Here is a 22,386-nt window from a genome sequence, read left to right as displayed (position 1 = left end):
CGACAAGAGTTGGAAATCCGGGCTGGATGTCTACACTCCATGCGGGCACGGGAGTGAAGCGGGCGGGCACAGGAAGCCGCTGTCGCGACCCGCGGCTCTGCCCGGCGTGCAGAAATTATCGGACGACCTTGGACACGATCCAGCTTCTCCAGTTTGGCATGGTACTCGGTTTGGGGGCCGCGGCGCCGATCGGGCCGGTGAATGTCGAAATCGCCCGGCGGGCGCTGCGGCATGGGTTTTCCGCGGCGGTGGCGCTGGGCTGCGGGGCCGTCAGCGTCGATCTGTGTTACACCATCCTCTCGGCCGCCGGTGTGACGCGATTCACGCACAACCCCTGGGTTTATTGGCCACTGACGCTGGCGGGCGTCGGGTTGCTGACGCTGCTGGGGATCAGCAGCCTGCGAGGCGCGCGCTCGGCCGGCCGGAAGAACCTTGCCATCGCGGGCAACGACTCCTCCGGCAATCCCACTGGACGGCGATCGCTGTTCCGCGGCTACGTGACAGGTGTGCTGATGACCGCGACCAACCCCATGACCCTCGCCTTCTGGTTCACGGTCCTGCCTGCGCTGGCCGGTACGATCACTGCACAGCCGCGACGCGAGTTGCCGATCATCTGCGGTGGGGTCTTTATTGGCACGATCGGATGGGTGCTGGCGTTCAGCGGGATCATGAGCCTGGCCGGACGCTTGCGCCGAGCCTGGTGGCTGATCGCCGCCGACGAGATCGGCGGGACCATGCTGCTGTGTTTGGCGGGGGTGGCGCTTTTCAGATCGTTGCGGGGACCTCTATAATGCGCCCCCTTTGTCCCGCGGATGGATCAGTGGGGTTGTAACGGGCTTGTGGCCCGATGAAATGGGCCTGCCACGCGAAGACTCTTTTTGGACAGGGGCCGAGGCCGGCGCCACCGACGGAGCAACCAACATGCCGAAATCGAATGAATCGGGTGCGAAGATGCCAATGCTGAAAAGGCTGACGATCCTGACCGGAACGTGCGTGTCGGCGGCGATGGTGGGGTGCAACCTGGCCGAGCCGCCGCCGTTTGATCCCCGGGCCATGCAGCAACTGGAGCGGCAGCGCGCCGGCGAGGTCGAGTCCCGGCCCAAACGTCCATTGCCCACCACTCTGGAAAGCCCGTTCCTCATCGACGAAAGAAGGCAGACCACCGGCCCGGCAACCGCCCCCACCACCGGGCCGGCACTGGAGAGCGACGTGACCGTCCGCATGCCCCTCCAGGAGATCATCCAGCGCGCCGTGATCAACAATCTGGATGTCAAAGTCGCCGGTTACGCCCCGGCCATCGAGGAGACGCGCGTCACCGAGGCCGAGGCGCGATTCGATCCGACGCTGTTCTCGAATCTCCAATATCAGAAGACCGACCGCGAGCAGGGACTGTTCGCCACCGGAAACGCGCGGCAGATTCAGTCGCAGACCGGCGTGAGGCAGATTCTCAACAGCGGGGGACAGATCGAGCTGCGAAATCAGTTGAGCTGGGTGGAGCCGGTGGGCGGCGGCGGCTTCTTCACGCCAAGCGATCAGTTCTGGGAAAACGAGGTGGTGCTCGAGGTGACCCAGCCGCTGCTGCGAGACTTCGGCAATGAGATCAACCGCGCCCGGATCACCATCAACCGCAACAACCAGCGAATCAGCCTGCTGGACTTCCGCAAACAGCTTGAGGAAACCGCCACCGATATCGAGCGGACGTACTGGCAGCTCGTGGCGGCGGAACGCGCGGTGCGGATCAATGAGCGGCTGCTGGATGAGACCTACCGCACCGCCGACATCCTTTTCAAACGTCGCGGGCAGGACGTGACGCGCGTGCAGCTTTCGCAGGCCAACGCGTCCATCGAGCAGCGCCGTGCCACGCTGATCCGCGCCAAGGCTCGCGTGCGCGACCTGTCGGATCAGCTCAAGCGACTGATGAACGACCCGGAAATGCCCGTCTCCAGTGGCGTGCTGATCCTGCCGGCCAACGCGCCGCTCGAAGAGCCGGTCCGCTTCGACCTTCAGGATCAGATCAACACTGCCCTGGAGAATCGCTTTGAGCTGGGACAACAGCAACTGCGGATCGATTCGGCATCGGTGGCGGCGAAGGTCGGCAAGAACAATCTGCTGCCGCAGCTTAACCTGATCGGCTCGCTGGGGATTCAGGGGCTGGACCAGGACTTCGGCGAAGCGGTGGAAGACCAGCTCAACTATCGTAACCAGAATTACACGATCGGGATTCAGTTCGAGATCCCGATTGGCAATCGCGCGGCGCGGGCCATCTATCAGCGGGCGCTGCTCCAGCGACAACAGGCGATCGAGCAGTACCGCAACCTCATCGAGCAGATCGCCCTGGACGTCAAGACGGCGCTGCGCGAGGTGGACACCACCTGGGAAGAGATGGTCGCCACCCGACAGGCGCGGTTCGCGGCGGAGGACTCTCTGCTGGCCATCGAGCAGCGCGAGGCGGGCGGTGAAGCGCTGACTCCGACGTTCGTGCAGCTCAAGCTGGATACTCAGGAGCGTCTGGCCCAGGCGCGCACCGCCGAGGTTGAAGCCATTTCCAACTACAACATCGCCATCGCCCGCCTCGAGCAGGCCAAGGGAACCCTGCTCCGCTACAACAACATCGTAATGGAGGAGGAAAAGCTGCCGATCGGGTACCGGGGAAAATGAAGAGCAAAGGCAGGAAGATGAACGCACAAGGCTCAAGATGGCAGCCGCGCATTGTTCAGCCTTGATCCTTCATCCTTCTGCCTTTGCTGTCTAGAATAATGACGTGCTCACCCTGTTAGTGCTGCAAGGACCGGACAAGGGGCGTCGCTTCGAGTTGCCGGACGCCCCGACGCTGATTGGTCGCGGCAGCGATAAGTTGCCGCTGACCGACAATACCGTTTCGCGCCGGCACGCCGAGCTGCATCCGGTCAACGGCACCTGGATCCTGAAGGATTTGGGCAGCGCCAACGGCACCTACGTCAACGGCATCCGCGTCGATAACACTTACGAGCTGAAGCTGGGCGACCAGATCCGCGTCGGACGCACGCTGCTGGTCTTCGGCGCCCAGCCGGGCGTGTCGCGCGTCTCCAGCCGCGCCGTCTCGCTGGCCGGCGAGGAAGCGGGCATGGACAGCGCCATCATGCATGCTGTGGTAAGCAACGACGACAGCATGGTTCTGGCCGTGCCCGAGCCCGCCGCCGCCGCCATGAGCAGCCTCAAGATCCTCTATCAGCTTGGCGCGGCGCTGGGCAGCAGCTTCAACATCGAACAGGTTCTGGAAGTCATCATGGACCTGGTCTTCGAGACGGTCAAAGCCGACCGCGGCTTTGTCGTCCTGCTTGACGAGAACGGCGATCTGATCCCCAAGGTCGTCCGCATCCGCGACGAGTCAGAAGATTCCAGCAAGAGCAAGGGACAGACCCGAATCCAGGCCTCGCGAACCATCATCCAACACGTGTTGAACACCGGGCAGGGTGTGTTGTCGAGCAATGCGATGGCCGACCGGCTGTTCTCCAAGAGCAAGAGCGTGCACGACCTGGGCATCCGCAGCGCCCTGTGCGTGCCGATCAAGGCGCGCCGACTGGACAGCAGGGGCGGCGACGAGATCCTGGGCGTGATCTATATCGACAGCTCGGTCCGCAACTACACCTACTCGCCGGATCAACTGCGACTGCTCACCGCGATCGGGCTTCAGGCGGGGCTGGCGATCCAGAACGCCAAGCTCTACCAGCAAGGCCTGCAGGCCGAACGCATGGCCGCCATCGGCGAGACCACCGCCGCCCTCTCCCACTCGATCAAGAACATCCTCCAGGCGCTGCGCGGCGGGGCGGACGTCGTGGAAATGGGCTTCCGCAACAACAACCTCGTGCAGGCGCAGAAGGGCTGGCGAATCGTCGATCGGAACCTCGAAAAGATCTACAACCTCACGATGAACCTGCTGGCCTACAGCAAGCCGCGCGAGCCGCAGTTTGAGATGGTCAACCCCAGGCAGCTCATCAACGAATGCATCGAGCTGATCGCCTCCACCGCCAATGAAAAGGGCGTCATGTGCGTCGCCGACGTCGATAAGGACCATCCGGCCATCCCGATCGACCCGGACGGCATTCACCAGGCGTTGATGAACCTGCTGAGCAACGCCATCGACGCCGTGGAGCCGCACAAGGGGCTGATTCGCGTCGTCTGCCGCTATGACGCCGAAAACAAACAGTCGATCATCGAGGTGATCGACAACGGCCCGGGCATCGCCCCAGCCATGATGAAGCACCTGTTCGAGCTGTTCCACTCCACCAAGGGCAACCGGGGAACGGGTCTGGGTCTGGCGGTGACCAGGAAGATCGTCGAGGAGCACGAGGGATCGATCAGCGTGCAGAGTGTTCCCAACGAGGGCACAACGTTCACGATCCGTCTGCCGATCCGGTCGCTGGGGGATCCATCAACCACGCACGGGCCGATGTCACGATGAAGCATGCGCCTGTGTTTGCGCGCGGAACTGCGCAACACGGTCTATTGCGGGGGTTTTCGGCTGGGCTTGGCGTGGGCTTTGGCGGCCGGGCGTGGGCGGCGGCCGTAGCGCGTGCCCTCGCCGGTGGCGGCGGCTCGCTCGCCGGACAGCGGCCCGCGTCGCCTGGCCGTGCCATTGCTCGCCGCCAGCTTGTTCAACTCGCCGTTTTGCGGTTTCCACCAGTGTCGCTGCACCCCCTGAAGGACCAGCTTGACCACCTCGCGCGGGTCATCGACGATGCGGAAAATCTCAATGTCCTCAGGATCGATATACCGCGGGATCAGCTCCCGCCGCATCCACTCGGCAAGCCCGTTCCAGTACTCCGAGCCATAAAGGATGATCGGGAAGGCCTCGACCTTCAGGGTCTGGATGAGTGTCATGGTCTCGAAGAACTCGTCGAGCGTGCCGTAGCCGCCGGGGAAGCACACGAACGCCGACGCGTACTTCACAAACATCACCTTGCGTGCGTAGAAGTAATGAAAGTTCAGGGTGAGGGTCTGGTAGCGGTTGGACTCCTGCTCTTGGGGCAGGCTGATGTTCAGGCCGATGCTCTGCCCGCCGGCCTCGTAGGCGCCCTTGTTGGCGGCCTCCATGATTCCCGGCCCGCCGCCGGTGATGATGGCAAAGCCGCGTTTAGCCAGCAGGCGGGCGGTTAACTCGGCGGCCTGGTAGTAGCGGTCGCGGGGCCGAATCCGCGCCGAGCCGAAGATCGACACCGCCGGCCCGACGTTGGCCATCTCCTCGAAGCCTTCGACGAACTCGGACATGATCCGGAAGATTCGCCACACGTCCTTCGTGTCCGGCGCGAGGTTGGCGCGAACCAGCTTCTGATGATTGTTCGGCGCTTTGGGCATCTGCGGGATCCTGACCGAAAGCTGCGCTGCGGCCAAGTGCTAATTCTATATCGGACATACACCGGCTCAAGAAAATCACGAGCGGAGCCAAGCCCGGATGTGCGAGCTTAATCCGGTACGCAAACGATGCCGTGGTCTAGGCTTAGATCGCTGCGAGAGAGTTCTCGCCTGCGCCGTATCCGGGCTGCCCGCTCGTCAGCGAGCCGCCGTTGAGAATCTGCGCTGAGTTGCGAGGTTATTTGCCCAGCCGCTGCCGCTTCTGCTCCCACTCGGCGATCTCCCGCTTGTTGTCGCTGTTCAGCGGCTGGCCGGTCCGCAACGCTTCGATCTCCAGCCGCGACAGCCGCATCGAGCAGAAGTCGTAATCCAAAAACGCCTCGGCGGCGATCGGCACGATCGGCCGGATCAACGCGAACATGGCGAAGGCATAATCGCGAATCTCGGCCTGTGCATGCGCGTCCATTCGCAGCGACAGGAAATGGAAGATGTTGTGCAGGTCGCACTTCCAGTACCACTCGGTGTAGACGCTCAGCGGAAGCGCGATGCGCGCCAGCTCCCGTGCCAGTCCCTTGTCCACAAGCTTCTTGTACTGCTGGTATTGCGCCTCCACCTGCTCCAGCCACCCCAGAAACTCCGAGGCTGTCATCTCATCCAGCGGCTCGGTTCCCCCCTGGCGGTTGGCCGAACTCTGCCTGCGGATGTACTCCGGCGAGGGTCGGTAAAACCGGTCGGGCACGACCGAGTATCGCGCCGAGTACTCGTTGACGTTGGCGGTGCGATGCCTGATCCACTGCCTGGCCACGAAGATCGGCATCACGCAGTGGAACTTGAACTCGACCATCTCGAACGGGGTCGTGTGCCGGTGACGCGCCAGATACCGAATCAGGCCCCGATCCTCGTTGATCTGCTTGGTTCCCTGCCCGTAGCTGACGCGGGCGGCCTGCACGATCGCGAAATCCGCCGTCTTGCCCGCCGGGGCCAGTCTGGGCATTACATCCACCAGCGCCACCAGCCCGTGGTCGTGCACCTTCACTTCCCAGCGACCGGACCCGCCCATCACATCGTGCATCTCGGTCTCGAAAGGCCGGCGCTCGATCCGGATCTTCTCGATCTGCTCAAGCGGAGAGTCGGAAACGCTCATGAGCGGACATGATAGCGACGCGCGTGGCAATTCAAAGTCGGCGATGCTCAGCCGTAGCGGCGCGTCATCCATGTGGTGAGGATCATGTACGTGATGTAGGCCGCCAGCAGCCCGAATCCTTCAAGCTGGCCAAGCGACCAGCGTCCCAGCGCCACCGGCAGCAGCAGCAGGCCCGCGGCAATCAGCAACACCGTATCCACTCGCCACACGCCGATGGGATACGGCAGGCCGGACCGCTCGCCCTCGTCTGGTTGCGTGGTCGATCCCGCCCAGGTCGTCGGTGCAGTGGCAGGCCAGGTGGTCGCGCCGCTCGGATCCGACGAACCTGAAGCCGCCCGCGCAGCGGCAGCGCCCGCGCCAGGCTCCACCGCGGCGGCGGCGAGCTTGGCATCCACCCTCGACATCACGGTCTGTACCGGCCGCTGCCAATACGCACGCGTCTGCCACAGCGTCGTCGCCAGCGGCAACAGCCCGCACAGATTCAGCAGCACGAAACCCACCTGAGAGGTCACGACCTGCTCATACCGTCCCTCGTGCGCCAGAATCGAGCCTGTGCCGATCATCGGCAGAACCAGTGCCGGAGCGAGCATCAGCGCCGCGGGAAGCGCCGCGCTGGATAGCCCCAGTTGGGCACTGAGGTCGCGAGCGGCGATCACCCCGCCCCAGCCCGCCACCACCGCCAGCACTACCGCCAGCGCAAGCTGCGACATGCGTTGCGCGAGCGACCCGGCGCGATCCGGCGTCGTGCCGGCGAATGTGCCGCCTGAAGGTGCGGCGGCCGGATTCCGCGTCGGATCAATCCACAGACTCAGAATCGCCAAACCCTGAATTGCCAGGATGCCCGCGTGCGTCCAGCGCAGCTCCCCGCTGAATCCCGCCAGCAGCGAAACCAGCGCCGCCGGCAGCACAAACGCCCATGTGCGCCGCTGCGCCGCCGAAACCGGATGCTCCGCATGGGGCTGTGCGGCAATGGTCACAATGCCGAGCACCAGCGTCAGGCAGGCCACGCTGCTGGCGAAGATCACGCCTATCGCGATCTCCGGATGATTGGCCAACAGGGAAATGATGACCACCAGTGCGGTGGGAACCCACCAGGCCAGGGCGCGTCGGCCGGGCGTGTGCCGACGGCCCTGGATCGCCTCGTCCAGCGCTTTGGCCGCGACGTACCATCCAGCCACCGCCAGCACCAAAAGCGCGATCGCCGCCCGTTGTGAACCCGGCTCCAGCATCATGCTGAGCACACTCTACCCGAACCAACCGCCCCGCCACAAAATCGCCGCCGTCGTGGAAGCGGCATGGCGGCTCACTTCCCGGCCGCGCTCGCTGCCGCCGACGCGCCGTGCTGGCGCCGCGTTATGAATGCTGGCGTTCGGCGGGCAGCTTCCTTCGGATGGCGCGGGCAAGAGCCTGCTCCAGCTTGATGTCACGGCGCAATGGATACCAGTATCGGCCGGGAATCATGATGCCCACGTCGCTTTCGCGTGTTCCGATCTGGCGCGTGCCGGTGACCGAGCCGAACACGCCACGATAATAGACCACCGATGTAACCCGCCTCTCGGCCAGCGACTGCCGCTCGACCAGCACCTTTGGTGTGACCCGCCAGCGGTTCTCTCCAGCGCGCTGGAACTCGAATCGCGCCGTGCGGCGGATCGTCGCGATCGAGCTTTCCACCACGTCGTACAGCGTGCGGTTGTCCCGCCGCCACGGCTCGAAAAACTGCGCTGAAACCATCGGCTCGGTGCTCAGCACGCCGCTGCGATAGTCAACCCGGTCGATCTTGAACAGAAAGTCGCGCGCCGTCTGCTCGCATGCTGACCAGAGCTTCTGGAAATCGCCGGACTCCACCACAACCGACTCGGGCTGTTCCAGCCAGTAGCTCGGCTGCGTCGTCGCCGGATCCACCTGGGTCGCCGGCTGCGTCGCCGCCGGATTCTGAGGCCCGGTGATGCACCCCATGAAGCAGGGCAACACCAACCCCAGGATCGCAAATCGCAAGTCAAGAGTGGCAAATCGGCGCCGGCTCATTCAACCTCCGCACCGCCCGCCTCGTATCTGTCCCCCACCGTATGCAGCACGATGCCGTTCATGGTGCCCGGCGTGCCCAGCGACGAGCCGGCCACCACCACGATCCGCTCGCCGGCCCCGGCGAACTTGCGTCGCCGCACCATCTCATCGACGTTGTTGACCAGCTCGTTCATGTGCCTGGGCGGGGGCATCTCCTGGGGGATGACCCCCCAGTGCAGCGACATCCGCCGCAGCGCCCGGTGATCGCTGGACAGCGCCACGATGGGCGGCGACAGCCGGCTCTTGGAGAAAATCCGCGCCGTCGCGCCGGTCTGAGAGTACACCACCACCAGCCTGATCTTCAAATCCTCCGCGATCCGCCGCACTCCGTTCGCGATCGCCGCCGATAGCTGCATCGTCCGCAGTTTCAGCGGCGATTCCTTGTTCAGCCCGCTGGAGACGATGTACTGTTCGGTCACCTGCGCCACATGCGCCATCGTGTGCACCGCCCCGACGGGAAACTTGCCCACCGACGTCTCGCCGCTGAGCATCACCGCATCGGTGCCGTCGAAGATGGCGTTGGCCACGTCGCTGACTTCAGCGCGCGTCGGCGAGCTGTGTTCGATCATGCTCTGAAGCATCTGCGTCGCCACGATCACCGGTTTGCCCGCCGACTGGCAGCGTCTCACAAGGTCCTTTTGAATGATCGGCACTTCAGCCACGTCCATCTCCACGCCCAGGTCACCGCGCGCGATCATCAGCCCGTCGGCCGCCTCGATGATCGCGTCGATGTGCTCGATCGCCTCGGATTTCTCGATCTTGGCGATGATGTGGATGTCGCTGACCTTGTTGCGCAGGTGCTCGCGCAGGAGCTGAATCTCATCGGCGCGGCGGACGAACGAAAGCGCCAGGTAATCCAGGTCATTCTCGATCGCCCAATCGACACACTGCCAGTCGCGGTCGGTGATCGACGGCAGGTTGATCGGCGTGTGAGGAAGGTTGATTCCCTTGCCGGTTTTGAGCACCCCGCCTGCGGTGGTCTGGCAACGAATCTCATTGTAGTTCTTGTCGGTGACCACGAATCGCAGCAGCCCGTCCTCGATGAGCACGCGATCGCCGATGCGCACGTCATCGATCAGCCCCGGGTACGTCGAGCTGACACGCCGGTTCTGTCCGATGATCGGCTGACGCTGGATGATCAGCTCTTCGCCGGTCTGGATCGGCATTCCGCCGCTGCCGTCGATGTCGCTGATCTGCCCGAGGCGGATTTTCGGTCCGCACAGATCGCCCAGGACCGCGATCGGATGATCCGCCCGCACCGCCGCCTGGTGAATGTTCTTCAGCATCGCCAGGTGCTGTTCGAGCGTGCCGTGCGAGAAGTTGAGGCGACAGACATCCACCCCGGCGTCGAGCATCGCGTGGATCGTCTGCACGTCGCTGCACGCCGGGCCCATCGTCGCCACGATTTTGGTTCGAATCATCGGCGCTGTTTCCAATCGGTTCTGCTGAGCGGACCTGCCGAATCATGCGCATGTTCGAATGAGGTTCAAGAGCAGTTGCGTGTGAAGTGAGGGAAGTTGAAAACCTGGTGTCGGGGATTGAAATCCCGCGGCTGCGCTGCGCTACGCCGCGGCGTAGCGCAGCGCAGCCGCGGGATCGACCAAGCCAGCACCCGCATCCCTCACGCGCTGCCCACCAGTTCCCCTTCCGCAACTTCCACCGCGCGCTTGAACGTAAACTCTCGCCGCGACGGATCCACGTCGATCTCCACCGTGTCCCCGTCGCCAAACTCGCCTGAGAGAATCCGCTGCGCCAGCGGGTTCTCGATCCGCTGCTGGATCACCCGCTTCAGCGGTCGAGCACCGTACGTCGGATCGTAACCCTCTTCGGCCAGCAACTGCTCAGCCCGTTCGGTCACCCGCAGCTTGATGTTGCGGCTGGCCAGTCGCTTGCGCAGATGATCGAGCTGAATCTCCACAATCCTGGCAAGCTGCTGTTTGGTTAACGGATGGAAGATGATCGTCTCATCGATGCGGTTGAGGAACTCCGGACGGAACGTCCGCTTGAGCAGATCGCGCACCGCGTCCTCGATCTCCTTCTGATCGGCTCCCTTGCTGGACAGTTCCTGGATCAGCGGCGAGCCAAGGTTGCTGGTCATCACGATCACGGTGTTCTTGAAGTTCACGGTCCTGCCATGCCCATCGGTCAGCCGACCATCATCCAGCACCTGAAGCAGGATGTTGAACACGTCGCGATGGGCCTTTTCGATCTCGTCGAACAGCACGACGCTGTACGGACGGCGGCGAACCGCCTCGGTCAGTCGCCCGCCCTCCTCGTAGCCGACGTACCCGGGCGGCGCTCCGATCAGCCGGGCCACGCTGTGCTGCTCCATGAACTCGCTCATGTCGATGCGGACCATCGCGTTCTCGTCGTCGAACAGGAACTCGGCCAGCGCCTTGCACAGCTCGGTCTTTCCAACGCCGGTCGGACCCAAAAACAGGAACGAGCCGATCGGGCGATTGGGATCGCCCAGTCCGGCGCGGCTGCGACGCACGGCGTTGGCCACCGCGCGCACGGCGTGTTCCTGCCCGACCACGCGCTGGCTCAGACGCTCCTCCATCTTCAGCAGCTTCTCCTTTTCCCCTTCGAGCATCTTGGCCACCGGCACGCCAGTCCAGCGGCTGACGACCTCGGCCACCTCCTCGGCCGTCACTTCCTCCTTGACCAGCGCCTGACCGTCGCGGGTCATCTCGCGGACGCGTTTCTCGGCCTCTTCCAGCTTGCGGCGAAGCTCGCGCAGCTCCCCGTACTGGATCCGTGCCGCAGCCTCCCAGTTGCCCTGCCGCTGCGCCTGCTCCAGCTCCACCTGCTTGCGGTCGATCTGTTCCTGGAGCTGCCGGATCGCATTCATCGCCGCCTTTTCCGCTTCCCAGCGGCTGGTCAACGCCGTGTTCTTCTCCTGAAGCTCCGCCAGCTCGCGCTCCGCCTTCTCAAGCTGCTGTTTGGACGCCGGATCTTTCTCCTTGCGCAAAGCCTCGATCTCGATCTGAAGCTGCATGATCCGCCGGCGGATCTCGTCCAGCTCGGCGGGCATCGAGTCGTTCTCGATCCGCAGCCGCGACGCCGCCTCGTCGATCAGGTCGATCGCCTTGTCCGGCAGGAAACGATCGGTGATGTAGCGGTCGCTGAGCACAGCGGCGGCGACCAGGGCGCTGTCGGTGATCCGCACCCCGTGATGCGTCTCATAGCGCTGCTTCAACCCGCGCAGGATCGCGATGGTGTCCTCGACACTGGGCGGGCTGACATAGATTGGCTGGAATCGCCGCTCCAGCGCCGCGTCCTTCTCGATGTGCTTGCGATACTCGTCCAGCGTCGTGGCGCCGATGCAGCGCAGCTCCCCACGCGCCAGCGCCGGTTTGAGCAGGTTGCCCGCGTCCATCGCGCCTTCGGCGCGCCCGGCGCCCACCACCGTGTGCAGCTCGTCGATGAACAGAATCACCTGCCCCTCGCTCTGCTGCACCTCCTTGATCACCGCCTTCAGACGCTCTTCAAACTCGCCGCGATACTTGGCGCCCGCCACCAGCGCGCCCATGTCCAGCGCCACGATCCGCTTGCCCTGGAGCACCGCCGGAACGTCTCCGTTGAGAATCCGGATTGCCAGTCCCTCCACGATCGCCGTCTTGCCCACTCCGGGTTCGCCGATCAGCACCGGGTTGTTCTTGGTCCGCCGGCTGAGCACCTGCATCGTGCGGCGAATCTCCTCATCACGTCCGATCACCGGATCGATCTTCCCCTGCCGCGCCATTTCCACCAGATCACGTCCGTAGCGCTGAAGCGCCTGATAGACGTCCTCGGGATTCTGCGAGGTCACGCGTTGTCCGCCTCGAACCTCCTTCAACGCTGCAAGGATCGCATCCTGTGTCACGCCCGCGGCCGTCAGGATCTCCCGGGCCTCGCTGCTGACCTGCGTCAACGCCAGCATCAGGTGCTCGGTCGAGACGTATTCATCCTTGAGTCGGTCGGCCTGCTTCTGCGCTTCGGCGAACACGTCGGCGGTGGCGCGGTTCATGCCAAGCTGCGTGCCGGTGGCGCGCGGCAGCCGCTCCAGACGGGCGTTGACCGCCTGCTGGATTCCGGCCACATTGACGCCCAGCTTCTGGAGCAGTGGCTGCACAACCCCCTCGGTCTCCGCCAGCAGCGCCGCCAGCAGATGCAGCGGCAGAATCTCCGGATGATCCATTCTCTGCGCCAGTTCCTGCGCCCGAACCACCGCGTCCTGAGCCTTGAGCGTGTATTTGTCGAATCGCATGACCAAGCCTCCCGTGGTGCTCGTCGAACGATCCAAAGCAAAGATTGGACCAGCGCCGAAGTGGCTCCATCGCTTGGTTTTACGCCCCTTGCTGCCTTTTGACGCGAATCTTTGGCTGCCATTTTTGCAGCCAATGCAAATTGACCAACAAATCCTTGACATCCCCTCGCAATTCCGGCAGGATTATAGAAGATCGGCGTCCGGTAACCTCAGGCGCCTTTTGGCCCGGACGTCGGATCATCCAACACCGACCACGACTCTCATCCTCGTTCCAGTCTCAACGCATCAGCCTTTAGGAGGGCGAAAATGCGCAGAGCCAAAGCTTCTCGGGCGGCGACGCTGTTCGCCGCGACCCTCGGCATCAGCAGCATCGCGCCATGGGCGGCGGGCGCCATCGTCATCAATGAGTTCACCTACGATGACGGCAGCACCGACGACCGCGAGTTCATCGAGCTGTACAACACCGGCGCGGCGCCGGTCGACATCAGCGGCTGGACCGTCGGCGGCATCGATGCCACCACCACCAACCCCATCGCCGTCATCCCTTCAGGAACCATCCTGGCGCCGGGGGCGTTCTGGGTGATCGGCAACTCCGGCGTGCTGAACGTCAATCAGGTCGTCGCCGCCAACTTCCTGGAAAACGACAACGAAACCCTTGAGCTTCGCGACGGTCCGTTCGCTACCGGCAGCGTCGTCGATGCCGTCGTCTACGAGACCAACAAGGGCGCCAGCTTCGCCTCGGGCATCGCTTCGCAGACCGGCCCGGGCATCTGGGGCAACAACCAGTCCTCCGACCTGCCGGGCACTCCGCTGGTCTCCAGCGGCGGGATGGCGCGCTTCGTGGATGGACGCGACACCAACAACAACGGCCGCGACTTCGGCTTCCGTCCCAACACCCCCGGATCGAGCAACAACCCGATCAACGTCACCGTCTATCCCACGCCCGATCCCACCGCGGGCACAGTCGGCAGCGCCGTCGGCGGCTTCGCTTATTCCTTCGTCCCGCCGAGAGTCATCGATCCCACTGTCGCCGACACCAACAACCCCAATGCCATCCCCCCGGCGCCCAGCACCGGAAATCGCGCCATCATCGCCTGGGATCCATCGGGCGGCGGCAACGCCGTCAGCTCTGTCGAAACCTTCAACACCACCCAGTCCAGGTTCGACATCAAGGCGTACATCGACACACGCGATCTGCCGCTGATGAGCAACGCCTCGGGCGTCAACTTCCGCGGCTCGGAGGTCACCATCTACGGCATCGGCGGCGCCGAAGCGCTGTGCAATCTCACCGACCTCAGCGGCGCCGTCGGCATTGGCGACAGCGCCAACGGCTTCACCGGAATCCTCTGGGTCTACGAAAAAGTCGGCGAAACCGGCCAGGGGCTCGGCGACGTGTCCGAAAAACTCTACCTGGTCGATGCCAATGACGGCGGCGACGCCGGCATCGGCGGCTCGATCCCCCTGGACTGGACCATCCTGGCCACTATCGACCTCAGCTCCACCGCCTCGGGATGGTTTGATCTTGGCATCAGTATCGATGCGGCGGGCAACGGCACGGCCTATTTCGACACCCAGGTCTTCAACTTCACGACCTCGACCGACCTGCACAGCGGTGCGTTCAATGTCGGGTACCGGGAGAACACCCAGATCGGCAGCGACGGCACGCCCGATGCGATCCTCCGCCCGCCGACCTTCACCATCATCCCGGAACCCGCAAGCCTGAGCCTGCTGGCCAGTACACTGCTGGCCATGCGCCGCAGACGTGGTTGAGCGCGACGCCGCCTGGTTTGATCTCGGGATTCACGCGCACAGCAATCATCCGGATGGCCAGACTGCCGGCTGTGGAATCAGATGGCGGATCGCAGACGATGAATCAGCGATCCGCCATCCGCATCCCCGCACCGGCGATGGCCGGGGCTATCATTCTCGCCGGGCGAGGCTGCTCCTGACCGGCATGACTTCAGAATGACATCAACCATGCAATTGCGTGTTTTGCCAATCGCTCTGGTCTGTGTATTTGTGTGGTTCGATTTCGCCGCGGCGCAGGCGACACGCCCCGCCGGGCTGGAGCCTGGCCAGGCCGAAGCCCAGCAGCGTGCCACCACCGCCCCGTTGATCCGCCAGTTCACCAGCCCCGCCGTCGAGGTGCGCGGAGTATGGCTGGCATCCAGCAGCATGACCGCCGCGCCCGATGTGCTGCGCGGCCACCTGGACGCCATTCGCTCCGCCAACTTCAATACCGTCCTGATCGACACCTACTTCCGCGGATACGTCGCCTATCCCGGCGGCGCCGTTGTCCCGCAGTTCCCCGACTTCAAAGGCCAGGATGTGCTCGGCCTGCTGATCGACGAGTCCCGCCGCCGCGGACTTCGCGCCGAGCTTTGGATGGAGTATGGCTTTTATGCCTACTTCACCGCCGATGCCACCAAAGACCAGTCGATGGGCCCGATCCTCGACGCCCACCCCGACCTGCTCAGCATCAACGCCCGCGGCGATCGGTTCATCCACCGCGCGTTCGGCGACTTCTACTCGATCTGCCCTTCCAACCCCAAATCCCACGAGATTCTGGCGACGATCTTCGTCGAAGCCGTCACCAAATACCCGCAGGCCGACGGCGTGAACCTCGACCGCATCCGCTATGCCGATGTCGATTACTGCTTCTGCGATTATTGCAAAAAACAGTTCCATGCCGATACCGGGATCGAGCTGAAGCCTTTCGCCGATGCCTCCGACCAGGCACGCCTTTGGCTCCAGTGGAAACGCCGACAGACACTCAAGGCCGTGCGGACGATCACCCAAAAACTCCGCGCCGCCAGGCCCGGAATCGTCATCACCTCCTATGTCGTCGGCCCCGACGAGATGGATTCCAAGGCCCAGGGTTGGGACTTGTGGATGCAGGAAGGTCTGCTGGACGCGGTGGCGGTGAGCATGTACAGCGCCGACATCCTCCCCGCCATGCAGCGGGCCATCGACCTGCTTGGCGGAGACCGCTCGCGACTCATTGCCGCACTCTCCTGCGCTCAGCAGACCGACGTGTATCTGAGCAACATCGAGCTGGCTCGCCGCCACGGCCTGCCGGGACATTTCACCTGGCATTTCGGCGACCTGCTCGACGACATCCAGCCCCTTCGCCACGGCCCGCACCAGACGCCGGCGAAATCCCCCTTCGACAGTCGTGGCCCATAAACGAAACGGAGCGGACTGCCGCCGGGCACTTGTGCCGGCGATTCCACTCGGCTGAGCAGGTCATCGCTTTAGCTTTCGTGCTCAGTCGCGCCGCAACGGACTCACCAGCAGGCCAACCTGCACAGGATCAGACCGGCAGGATTCCCTGCACCATCCGCGCGATTCAGGAAATCCGGGTAGACTCGTTTTGCACGTCCGCAGCAATCTTTTCGCACCGGACCTGGATACAATCCATCCGATTATGCAACCGATCCTCTTCCGCCTTCCGGTTCTCAATGTGCCGATCTACAGCTATGGGCTGATGATGGTGATCGGCTTCCTGGCCGCGATACAGCTTGCCAAGTTCCTGGCCAGGCGAAGCGGCATCGATCCGGAGATTTTTGTCAATGCCGGGCTGATCGCGCTGATCGCCGGCGTCGTCGGCGCCCGCCTGTCTCATGTCATCGAGAACTTCCATCAGTACACCGATCCCTCGCGCTCCGCCTGGGCCAACTTCGTCGATGCCATCAACATCCGCAGCGGCGGGCTGACCTACTACGGCGGATTCCTGCTGGCGTTTCCCATCCTCGTGCTCTACGCGATCAAGAAGAAGGTCCCGCTGAAGCTGGGCATGGACATCGTCGCACCGTGCCTGATGATCGGGCTGGGCTTCGGGCGGATCGGATGCTTTCTCAACGGCTGCTGCTATGGCGACGTGTGCGACCTGCCGTGGGCCGTAACGTTTCCCAACAACGATCTGGGCCCGGTGCATCCCGCTCAGCTCTACAGCGCTTTTACCGCGTTTCTGATTGCGGGCATCAGCTACTCGTTCTTCACGCTCCGGCCGGCGCCGGGCCGCGTCTTTGCGCTGATGCTCATGCTCGAGGGCGTCACACGCTTCATCCTCGAGTTGCTTCGCGTCGAGCCGCCGGTCCTCGGGCCCTTCAGCCTCAGCATGCTGCTGGGCGTCGGCATCGCGCTGCTGGGCGTGGTGTTGTGGTTCGTGTTCCGTCCAGGGATCGGATCGGCAGATGCCCGGCCTACTGCCACGGCAGCTTGAGCAGCCCTCGACGTTTTCTGTGGAAACGGCGTCACGCCAGGTGCATAATGGCGGACAAAGGTGGGTGATCATTCACAGGGGAGGGCACCAGGAGGAGGTCTGTGATGTCTGCTGCACGCCGTCGAGCTGTCTCAGGCGCGAGGGTCGGCTTTGTCTCCAGCGCGTGGTGTACAGCCGGGCTGGTGGTGGCGTTTGTGGCGTCGCCGTCGCGCGGCACTGTGCAGTTGTTTGAGGATTTCGATACCGATCCGGGGTGGGATCGTCATAACAACGTTGTCATCTCGCCTGTGGCGCGCGTGGTGACGCAGAACTTCGGATATCGAACCAGCAATTTCGCCGGCAGCGCTCCCGGCGAGATCGGTGGCATTATCGACCGCGCTCCGTTGAATGGCGCGTACTATGGCCTGGTCCTGGATGCGCCGCTCACCCTCGAGCAGCCGCTGAGCTTTGCCGGGAACGCGGCGATCCGCATGGCCACGCACACCGTCGGGTTCACATCCTCCAGCGACGTGTTCGTCGGATTCTTCAACTCGCAGGAACAGGGCTGGCGACCGCCGAACTTTCTGGGCTTCCGCATTCACGGGTTCAACGAACCGGTCCAGAATGTGGCGGGGATCGAACTGTCCTACGGCACATCTCGCTGGGCCGCCGACGGTGCGCTGGGCGTGCAGACGATCTTCCCCGGCCCTGCGAAGCATTCGTTTCAGGTGAATTACAACCCGAACGTCGGCAGCGGACAGATGACGTTCCAGTGGGACGGCGGGCCGGTGCAGTCGCTGGATATTCGCCCGCTTCACCGCTCGCACGGCGCGGTGTTCAACCGTTTCGGCATCTTCAGCAACCAGTTGCCCGGGGCCGTCGAGGGCAACAAGATCGAGGCCTATTTCGACGATCTGAACGTCAACGGCGTCGTGTACAACTTTGCCAGCAATCCCGGTTGGGAGGGCGTTGGCAACCAGACGGCGTTCCAGGACCGCAGTTTCTACGGCACGAACAATCTCGGACACCGCACGAGCAACTTCGCCGGTGGAGCGTCCGCGGGCGAGCTGGGCGGGCTGTTCTGGCGCGTCGAGGACCGCGACGAGGAGTATCAGGGCTATTACGCCGACGACGTCGGCATCCTTACCCTCAATGATCGCCTGCACGCCAGCGGCAAGATCGCCGTCACCAGATTCTCCATCGACTCCGGCGTGATGCTGGGGTGGTTCAACTCCGCAGAGCAGGACTGGCCGCCGTCCAACTTCGTCGGCGTGTACATGGACAGCTTCACGTCGGTGGGGCGTCACTTCACGCCGATGTACGGAACCCAAAGCGGCATCACCGAATTCGCGCAGCAGCCCTGGCCGCTGCTGAGTCCTGATGGAACTTCGATGGACTGGACGATCGACTACGACCCCGACGCCGCGGGCGGGCTGGGCGCGATTACCGTCACGCTGGAGGAAATGACGCGGACTCTGGTGCTCCAGCCGGGGGCAAAGCTCGATGGGGCTATCCTCGACCGCTTCGGCGTGTTCAACATGCAGGACAACAACGGCAAACACGCCGTGATGTATTTTGACGACATCAGCTACACGTCGGCGATTCCGGAACCGGCATCGGTGGCGATGATGGGGTTGTGCGTGCTGGCCGGTGCGTCAGGTGCGCGGTTGCGGCGGTTCCGATAATCGCCGCCTGCGACAGGTCCGGGGGCACATTCAGCCGCCTGCACATTGCGACGATGACAATTGTAGCCCGTACGGCGCAGCCGAGGGTTGCTGCGCGCCGCGCGGCCGGCCTGGCCGCGCTCGGACGCCGCGTCGTCGCAGTGCAAGGCGGAAGATCACGGTGAAGCCCCTGAGAATCTGGCACGTCGGCGGATCGTCGGACCCCACACGCGTGGACGGAGTCTCACGCGTTGTGTGGATGCTCTCGCGCGAGCAGGCCAGGCTCGGACACCACGTCAGCTTCATCGTTGACACGCCACCCACCGCCGAGGCGCTGCGCCAGGCCAGCGATGCGGGAGTGAAATTCGTTCACGTCCAGGCCAGCTATCTGGGCTATCCGCACGAGATTCGGCGGATGCTGGACGCCGGGCCGATCCCGGACATCGTCCACATGCACTCGGTCTTCATCGTCCGTCACGCAACGCTGGGGCGCGTTCTGGCGGAGCGAGGCATCCCCTACATCATCACGCCGCACGGCGGGCTGGCGCCGCAGGTCCTGCGCCGCGGACTGCTCAAAAAAAGCATCTACTCGTGGCTGCGCGAGCGCCCGCGGTTCATGGCGGCGGCGGCGATCGGAATCGTCACCCCGGGCGAGGAACGCGCCGTTCGAGCTTTCGTGCCGGACTATCGCGGCGTCATCCGCTGGCTGCCCAATCCGGTTGACGTGCAGAGTCTGCAATCCCATCAGTGGAAAGGCCCCGGCGCCGCCAGCGATGGCAAACGGCACATCGTGTTCCTCGGACGCTTCGATGTGCTGACCAAGGGCATCGACATCCTCCTGGACATCGCCCGACTGCTTCCGGAAGCACAGTTCGATCTGTATGGCACCGAGGATCCCAAAACCCTGGGCTGGCTCAACCAACTGCGCAGCAATCTGCCCGGCAATGTGACGTTCCATCGCCCGATCCACGGGCAGGACAAGGCGCGCGTGCTCTCGCAGGCAAGCCTCTACCTTCAGCCGTCGCGATGGGAAGGGTTTCCCGTTTCCGTGGCGGAGTGCATGTATCTTGGCGTGCCGACGGCGCTGAGCGAACCACTGGACGCGGCCCAGCTCGTCTACCAGCATCACCTGGGGCTGGTGCTGCCGCTGGAGCCGGTGCGTGCGGCGGCGATGATCCGCGCCCTGCTGGATGATGAGCCACAACTGCGCAACTGGTCGCAACGGGCCCGCGCCTTCGCCGCCGAGCACTTCCACCCCACCGCCGCGGCCAACAACAACCTGCGGCTGTATCAGGATGTGCTGGAAGCGCACAGGCGGCGGCAGCGCGGCGCCCGGCCGGCGGCGTCGGCGGGCGTGCTGCCGACGGACGCGCTACCGGCCGCTGGTCGCCGGCCTGCGGCGCGGCGGCCGCGCCTGCGCCTGATGCCGGCCCACTTCCGTGGCAGCGTCAAGAACAACGTCTCAGTCCTGCTGGAAAGATCCAGCCGTCTGCTCGGAAACGACTGCTCGCCGCGCACCATCGTGCTCTGTTACCATTCGGTTGCGTGCAATGATTCGGATCTGTCCGTCGATCCGCAGGTGCTGCGATGGCAGATCGAATACCTGCAACGGCTCGGATTCCAGTTCACCACCTTGGCACAGCTCGCGCAGCGACTGCTTTGCGCCGGCCCGCCGACCGTGAACACCGCCTGCATCACCTTCGACGACGGCTACGAAGACAATCTCACGGTGGCGGCGCCGCTGCTGGCGGAGCTGAAGGTTCCGGCGACGGTCTTCGTGACCACCGGGCTGATGATCCGCGATGGACTGACCCTCGAGCGGTTCGGCGAACTGACGCGATATCAGACGACGTATCTGTCGGCGTCTCAGGTGGCCGAGCTGCATCGACTCGGATTCGAGATCGGCGCTCACACGCACACGCACGCGAATCTGGCCCGGCTGTCCGAGGAACAAACCCGCTACGAGCTGTTCACAAGCAAGCGACTGCTGGAGGATGCCATTGGCGCCCCGCTGCGCAGCTTCGCGTATCCGTTCGGCAAGCGACACATCCACTACACGCCGATGACCATCGACGTGGTGCGGGATGCGGGATTCGTCTGCGCGGCGGCGGTGGCGTTCCGGGCGATCAACGCCCGCCGGGCGATCCGTATCTTCGAGCTGCCCCGATTCTTCGTGAACCGTTCGGACAGCTTCGTGAGCTTCCGGCACAAAGTCGCGGGGCATTACGACTGGCTGGGGTCGATCCAGGAAGCGACCCCGGCCTGGCTGAAGTCGATCGTTTCTCCCGAGGACCGTTACGGATGAGAAGCCGGCGGACCGCGGGAACAGCCGATGCGGGCCGAAGGGACCTGGTCCTATAATTGCAGGAACATGTCAGGCATGACGACGTTTGTCGAGTCGTGTGTGCAGACCGCCGCCGGAAAGGCGGCGGTGGTCGGACGCAGTGCGCGCGGCCGGCCAAGAGCACGGCGACTGCTCAAGGCGCTCAGCGGCAAACGGAACATCCTGGTTACCACCCACCAGCATCCGGATCCGGATGCACTGGCAAGCTGCATCGCCCTGCGCGCCCTGCTGCGAGCCAATCTCGCCAGGGACACAAAAGTTAGCGTGTCAATCAAGGGTCAGATAGGCGGCGGGATCAACGATGCGTTCACCCGGCACGCCCAGCTCGATCTGGTTGCCTGGGACGATGCCGCCCTGCCGGGGTTTGTCCCCGCCGCCCCGTCGCAGCCGGCGGATTCACAGTCATCGGCTTCCGCCTCGACTGCGTCACCGACGGCGGCCGCGGTGCAGGCTACGCAGCAGCCCTCGGCACAACAGGCCTCATCGCCCCCAGCCTCGCAGGCATCGTCGGTGCCGGCGATGTACGACGCGGTGATTCTGCTGGATGTGCAGCCGGTGTTCGCCTACAGCCCGCTTCCGCCGGGCGTTTCGCCAACCGCCGTGATCGACCACCACCGCGCCCGTGGCCCCAAGCCCAAGTGCCCGTTCTGCGACATCCGCACCGACGTCGGCGCCACCTGCTCGATCATCTTCAGCTATTTCATGGAACTGGAGACTCCGATCCCGCCGGATCTGGCCGCCTCGATGCTGTATGCCATCGAGTCTGATCTCGCCGGCGCCGCGGGAACCCCGACGAGTCTGGATCAGATGGCGCTGTCCAGCCTGACGCTGCTGGCCGACACCGCCAGGCTCTACAGGATGCGCTACGTGGATCTGCCGCAGAGCTACTACGCCGCCTACTACAACGGCATCGCCAACGCGGTCTATTTCGGCGGCGGCGAGAGCGGCCGCTCCGACGGGGCAACCACCAGCCACCTGGGCGAGATCGATTCGCTGGAGCAGCCCGCCGTCATCGCCGATTTCCTGCTTCGATTCGAGAAGGTACAGTGGTCGCTGGTGACCGCCCTGTACGAAGGCAGGCTCGTGTTCAGTCTCCGCAGCAGCGATTCCAGACGTTCGGCTGGCGAAATCGCGCGGCGGCTGATCCGCAACATCGGCGAGGGAGGCGGACACCGCACCAAGGCCGGAGGGTTTGTTCGCCTGGACAACGGTTCGGCAACCGAAGTCGAACGGGTCCGCAAGGTGCTTCGCCGGCGACTGCTGCGCGCCCTGGGCATCGGCATGTCCCGCGGACAACGCCTGGTGCCGCAGCGGTGATTCAGCCGTCACGCCGCGACGAAGACATCGGGGCAGCGGCCAGGCATCCACAGCACACACCAAATTGCG

14 protein-coding genes and 1 pseudogene are annotated in these 22,386 nt (G+C 64.1%); 9 read left to right on the top strand and 6 right to left on the bottom strand.

Annotated elements, in window-relative coordinates:
- Window positions 1-128: 128 nt before the first annotated feature.
- The 3 genes from ACQS5P_RS13895 to ACQS5P_RS13885 all read left to right on the top strand — a co-directional run bounded on the left by ACQS5P_RS13895 (window position 129) and on the right by ACQS5P_RS13885 (window position 4,441).
- The gene (locus ACQS5P_RS13895; protein WP_428937220.1) at window positions 129-791 is read left to right on the top strand and encodes a LysE family translocator; all 663 of its coding nucleotides are present in this window, start codon (window positions 129-131) and stop codon (window positions 789-791) included.
- 160 nt (window positions 792-951) lie between these two features.
- Entirely contained in the window at window positions 952-2,658 is a 1,707-nt protein-coding gene (locus tag ACQS5P_RS13890) for a TolC family protein (protein ID WP_428937219.1), read from the top strand.
- Between the two features lie 103 nt (window positions 2,659-2,761).
- Window positions 2,762-4,441: an ATP-binding protein gene (locus ACQS5P_RS13885; protein WP_428937218.1), complete on the top strand. Its 1,680-nt coding sequence runs from the start codon at window positions 2,762-2,764 to the stop codon at window positions 4,439-4,441.
- 185 nt (window positions 4,442-4,626) lie between these two features.
- Here the strand turns inward: ACQS5P_RS13885 and ACQS5P_RS13880 are convergent.
- The 6 genes and pseudogenes from ACQS5P_RS13880 to clpB form a co-directional block, all read right to left on the bottom strand.
- Window positions 4,627-5,334: pseudogene (locus tag ACQS5P_RS13880) on the bottom strand (TIGR00730 family Rossman fold protein); the annotation flags it as partial.
- Between the two features lie 235 nt (window positions 5,335-5,569).
- Entirely contained in the window at window positions 5,570-6,547 is a 978-nt protein-coding gene (gene thyX / locus ACQS5P_RS13875; protein WP_428937217.1) for an FAD-dependent thymidylate synthase, read from the bottom strand.
- Entirely contained in the window at window positions 6,523-7,707 is a 1,185-nt protein-coding gene (locus ACQS5P_RS13870; protein ID WP_428937216.1) for a hypothetical protein, read from the bottom strand. Before ACQS5P_RS13870 ends, thyX begins: the two co-directional genes overlap by 25 nt.
- Window positions 7,708-7,828: 121 nt before the next feature.
- On the bottom strand, window positions 7,829-8,500 hold the full coding sequence (locus ACQS5P_RS13865) for a hypothetical protein (protein ID WP_428937215.1): 672 nt from the start codon (window positions 8,498-8,500) through the stop codon (window positions 7,829-7,831).
- The gene (gene pyk, locus ACQS5P_RS13860; RefSeq protein ID WP_428937214.1) at window positions 8,497-9,960 is read right to left on the bottom strand and encodes a pyruvate kinase; all 1,464 of its coding nucleotides are present in this window, start codon (window positions 9,958-9,960) and stop codon (window positions 8,497-8,499) included. Before pyk ends, ACQS5P_RS13865 begins: the two co-directional genes overlap by 4 nt.
- Before the next feature lie 200 nt (window positions 9,961-10,160).
- On the bottom strand, window positions 10,161-12,788 hold the full coding sequence (gene clpB / locus ACQS5P_RS13855) for an ATP-dependent chaperone ClpB (protein ID WP_428937213.1): 2,628 nt from the start codon (window positions 12,786-12,788) through the stop codon (window positions 10,161-10,163).
- 306 nt (window positions 12,789-13,094) lie between these two features.
- On the opposite strand from clpB, the gene ACQS5P_RS13850 reads away from it, so the two are divergent.
- The 6 genes from ACQS5P_RS13850 to ACQS5P_RS13825 all read left to right on the top strand — a co-directional run bounded on the left by ACQS5P_RS13850 (window position 13,095) and on the right by ACQS5P_RS13825 (window position 22,317).
- Window positions 13,095-14,558 carry a lamin tail domain-containing protein gene (locus tag ACQS5P_RS13850; protein WP_428937212.1) on the top strand — a complete coding sequence of 488 codons (1,464 nt, stop codon included), beginning with the start codon at window positions 13,095-13,097 and terminating at the stop codon, window positions 14,556-14,558.
- Between the two features lie 207 nt (window positions 14,559-14,765).
- Window positions 14,766-15,974, top strand: coding sequence for a glycoside hydrolase family 10 protein (locus ACQS5P_RS13845; protein ID WP_428937211.1), 1,209 nt, complete (start codon window positions 14,766-14,768; stop codon window positions 15,972-15,974).
- A gap of 241 nt (window positions 15,975-16,215) precedes the next feature.
- On the top strand, window positions 16,216-17,013 hold the full coding sequence (locus ACQS5P_RS13840; RefSeq protein ID WP_428937210.1) for a prolipoprotein diacylglyceryl transferase: 798 nt from the start codon (window positions 16,216-16,218) through the stop codon (window positions 17,011-17,013).
- A 104-nt stretch (window positions 17,014-17,117) separates the two neighbouring features.
- Entirely contained in the window at window positions 17,118-18,677 is a 1,560-nt protein-coding gene (locus ACQS5P_RS13835; protein ID WP_428937209.1) for a hypothetical protein, read from the top strand.
- Window positions 18,678-18,837: 160 nt separating this feature from the next.
- Window positions 18,838-20,961, top strand: coding sequence for a polysaccharide deacetylase family protein (locus tag ACQS5P_RS13830; RefSeq protein ID WP_428937208.1), 2,124 nt, complete (start codon window positions 18,838-18,840; stop codon window positions 20,959-20,961).
- A gap of 66 nt (window positions 20,962-21,027) precedes the next feature.
- Window positions 21,028-22,317, top strand: a complete 1,290-nt coding sequence (locus tag ACQS5P_RS13825) for a DHH family phosphoesterase (RefSeq protein WP_428937207.1) — start codon at window positions 21,028-21,030, stop codon at window positions 22,315-22,317.
- The last annotated feature ends 69 nt before the right edge of the window (window positions 22,318-22,386 follow it).

The sequence above is a fragment of the Fontivita pretiosa genome (assembly GCF_050410795.1).
Lineage (GTDB): Bacteria > Planctomycetota > Phycisphaerae > Tepidisphaerales > Tepidisphaeraceae > Fontivita > Fontivita pretiosa.
Note: the sequence above shows the minus strand (reverse complement) of the source record. Positions and strands in the feature narration are given on the sequence as shown.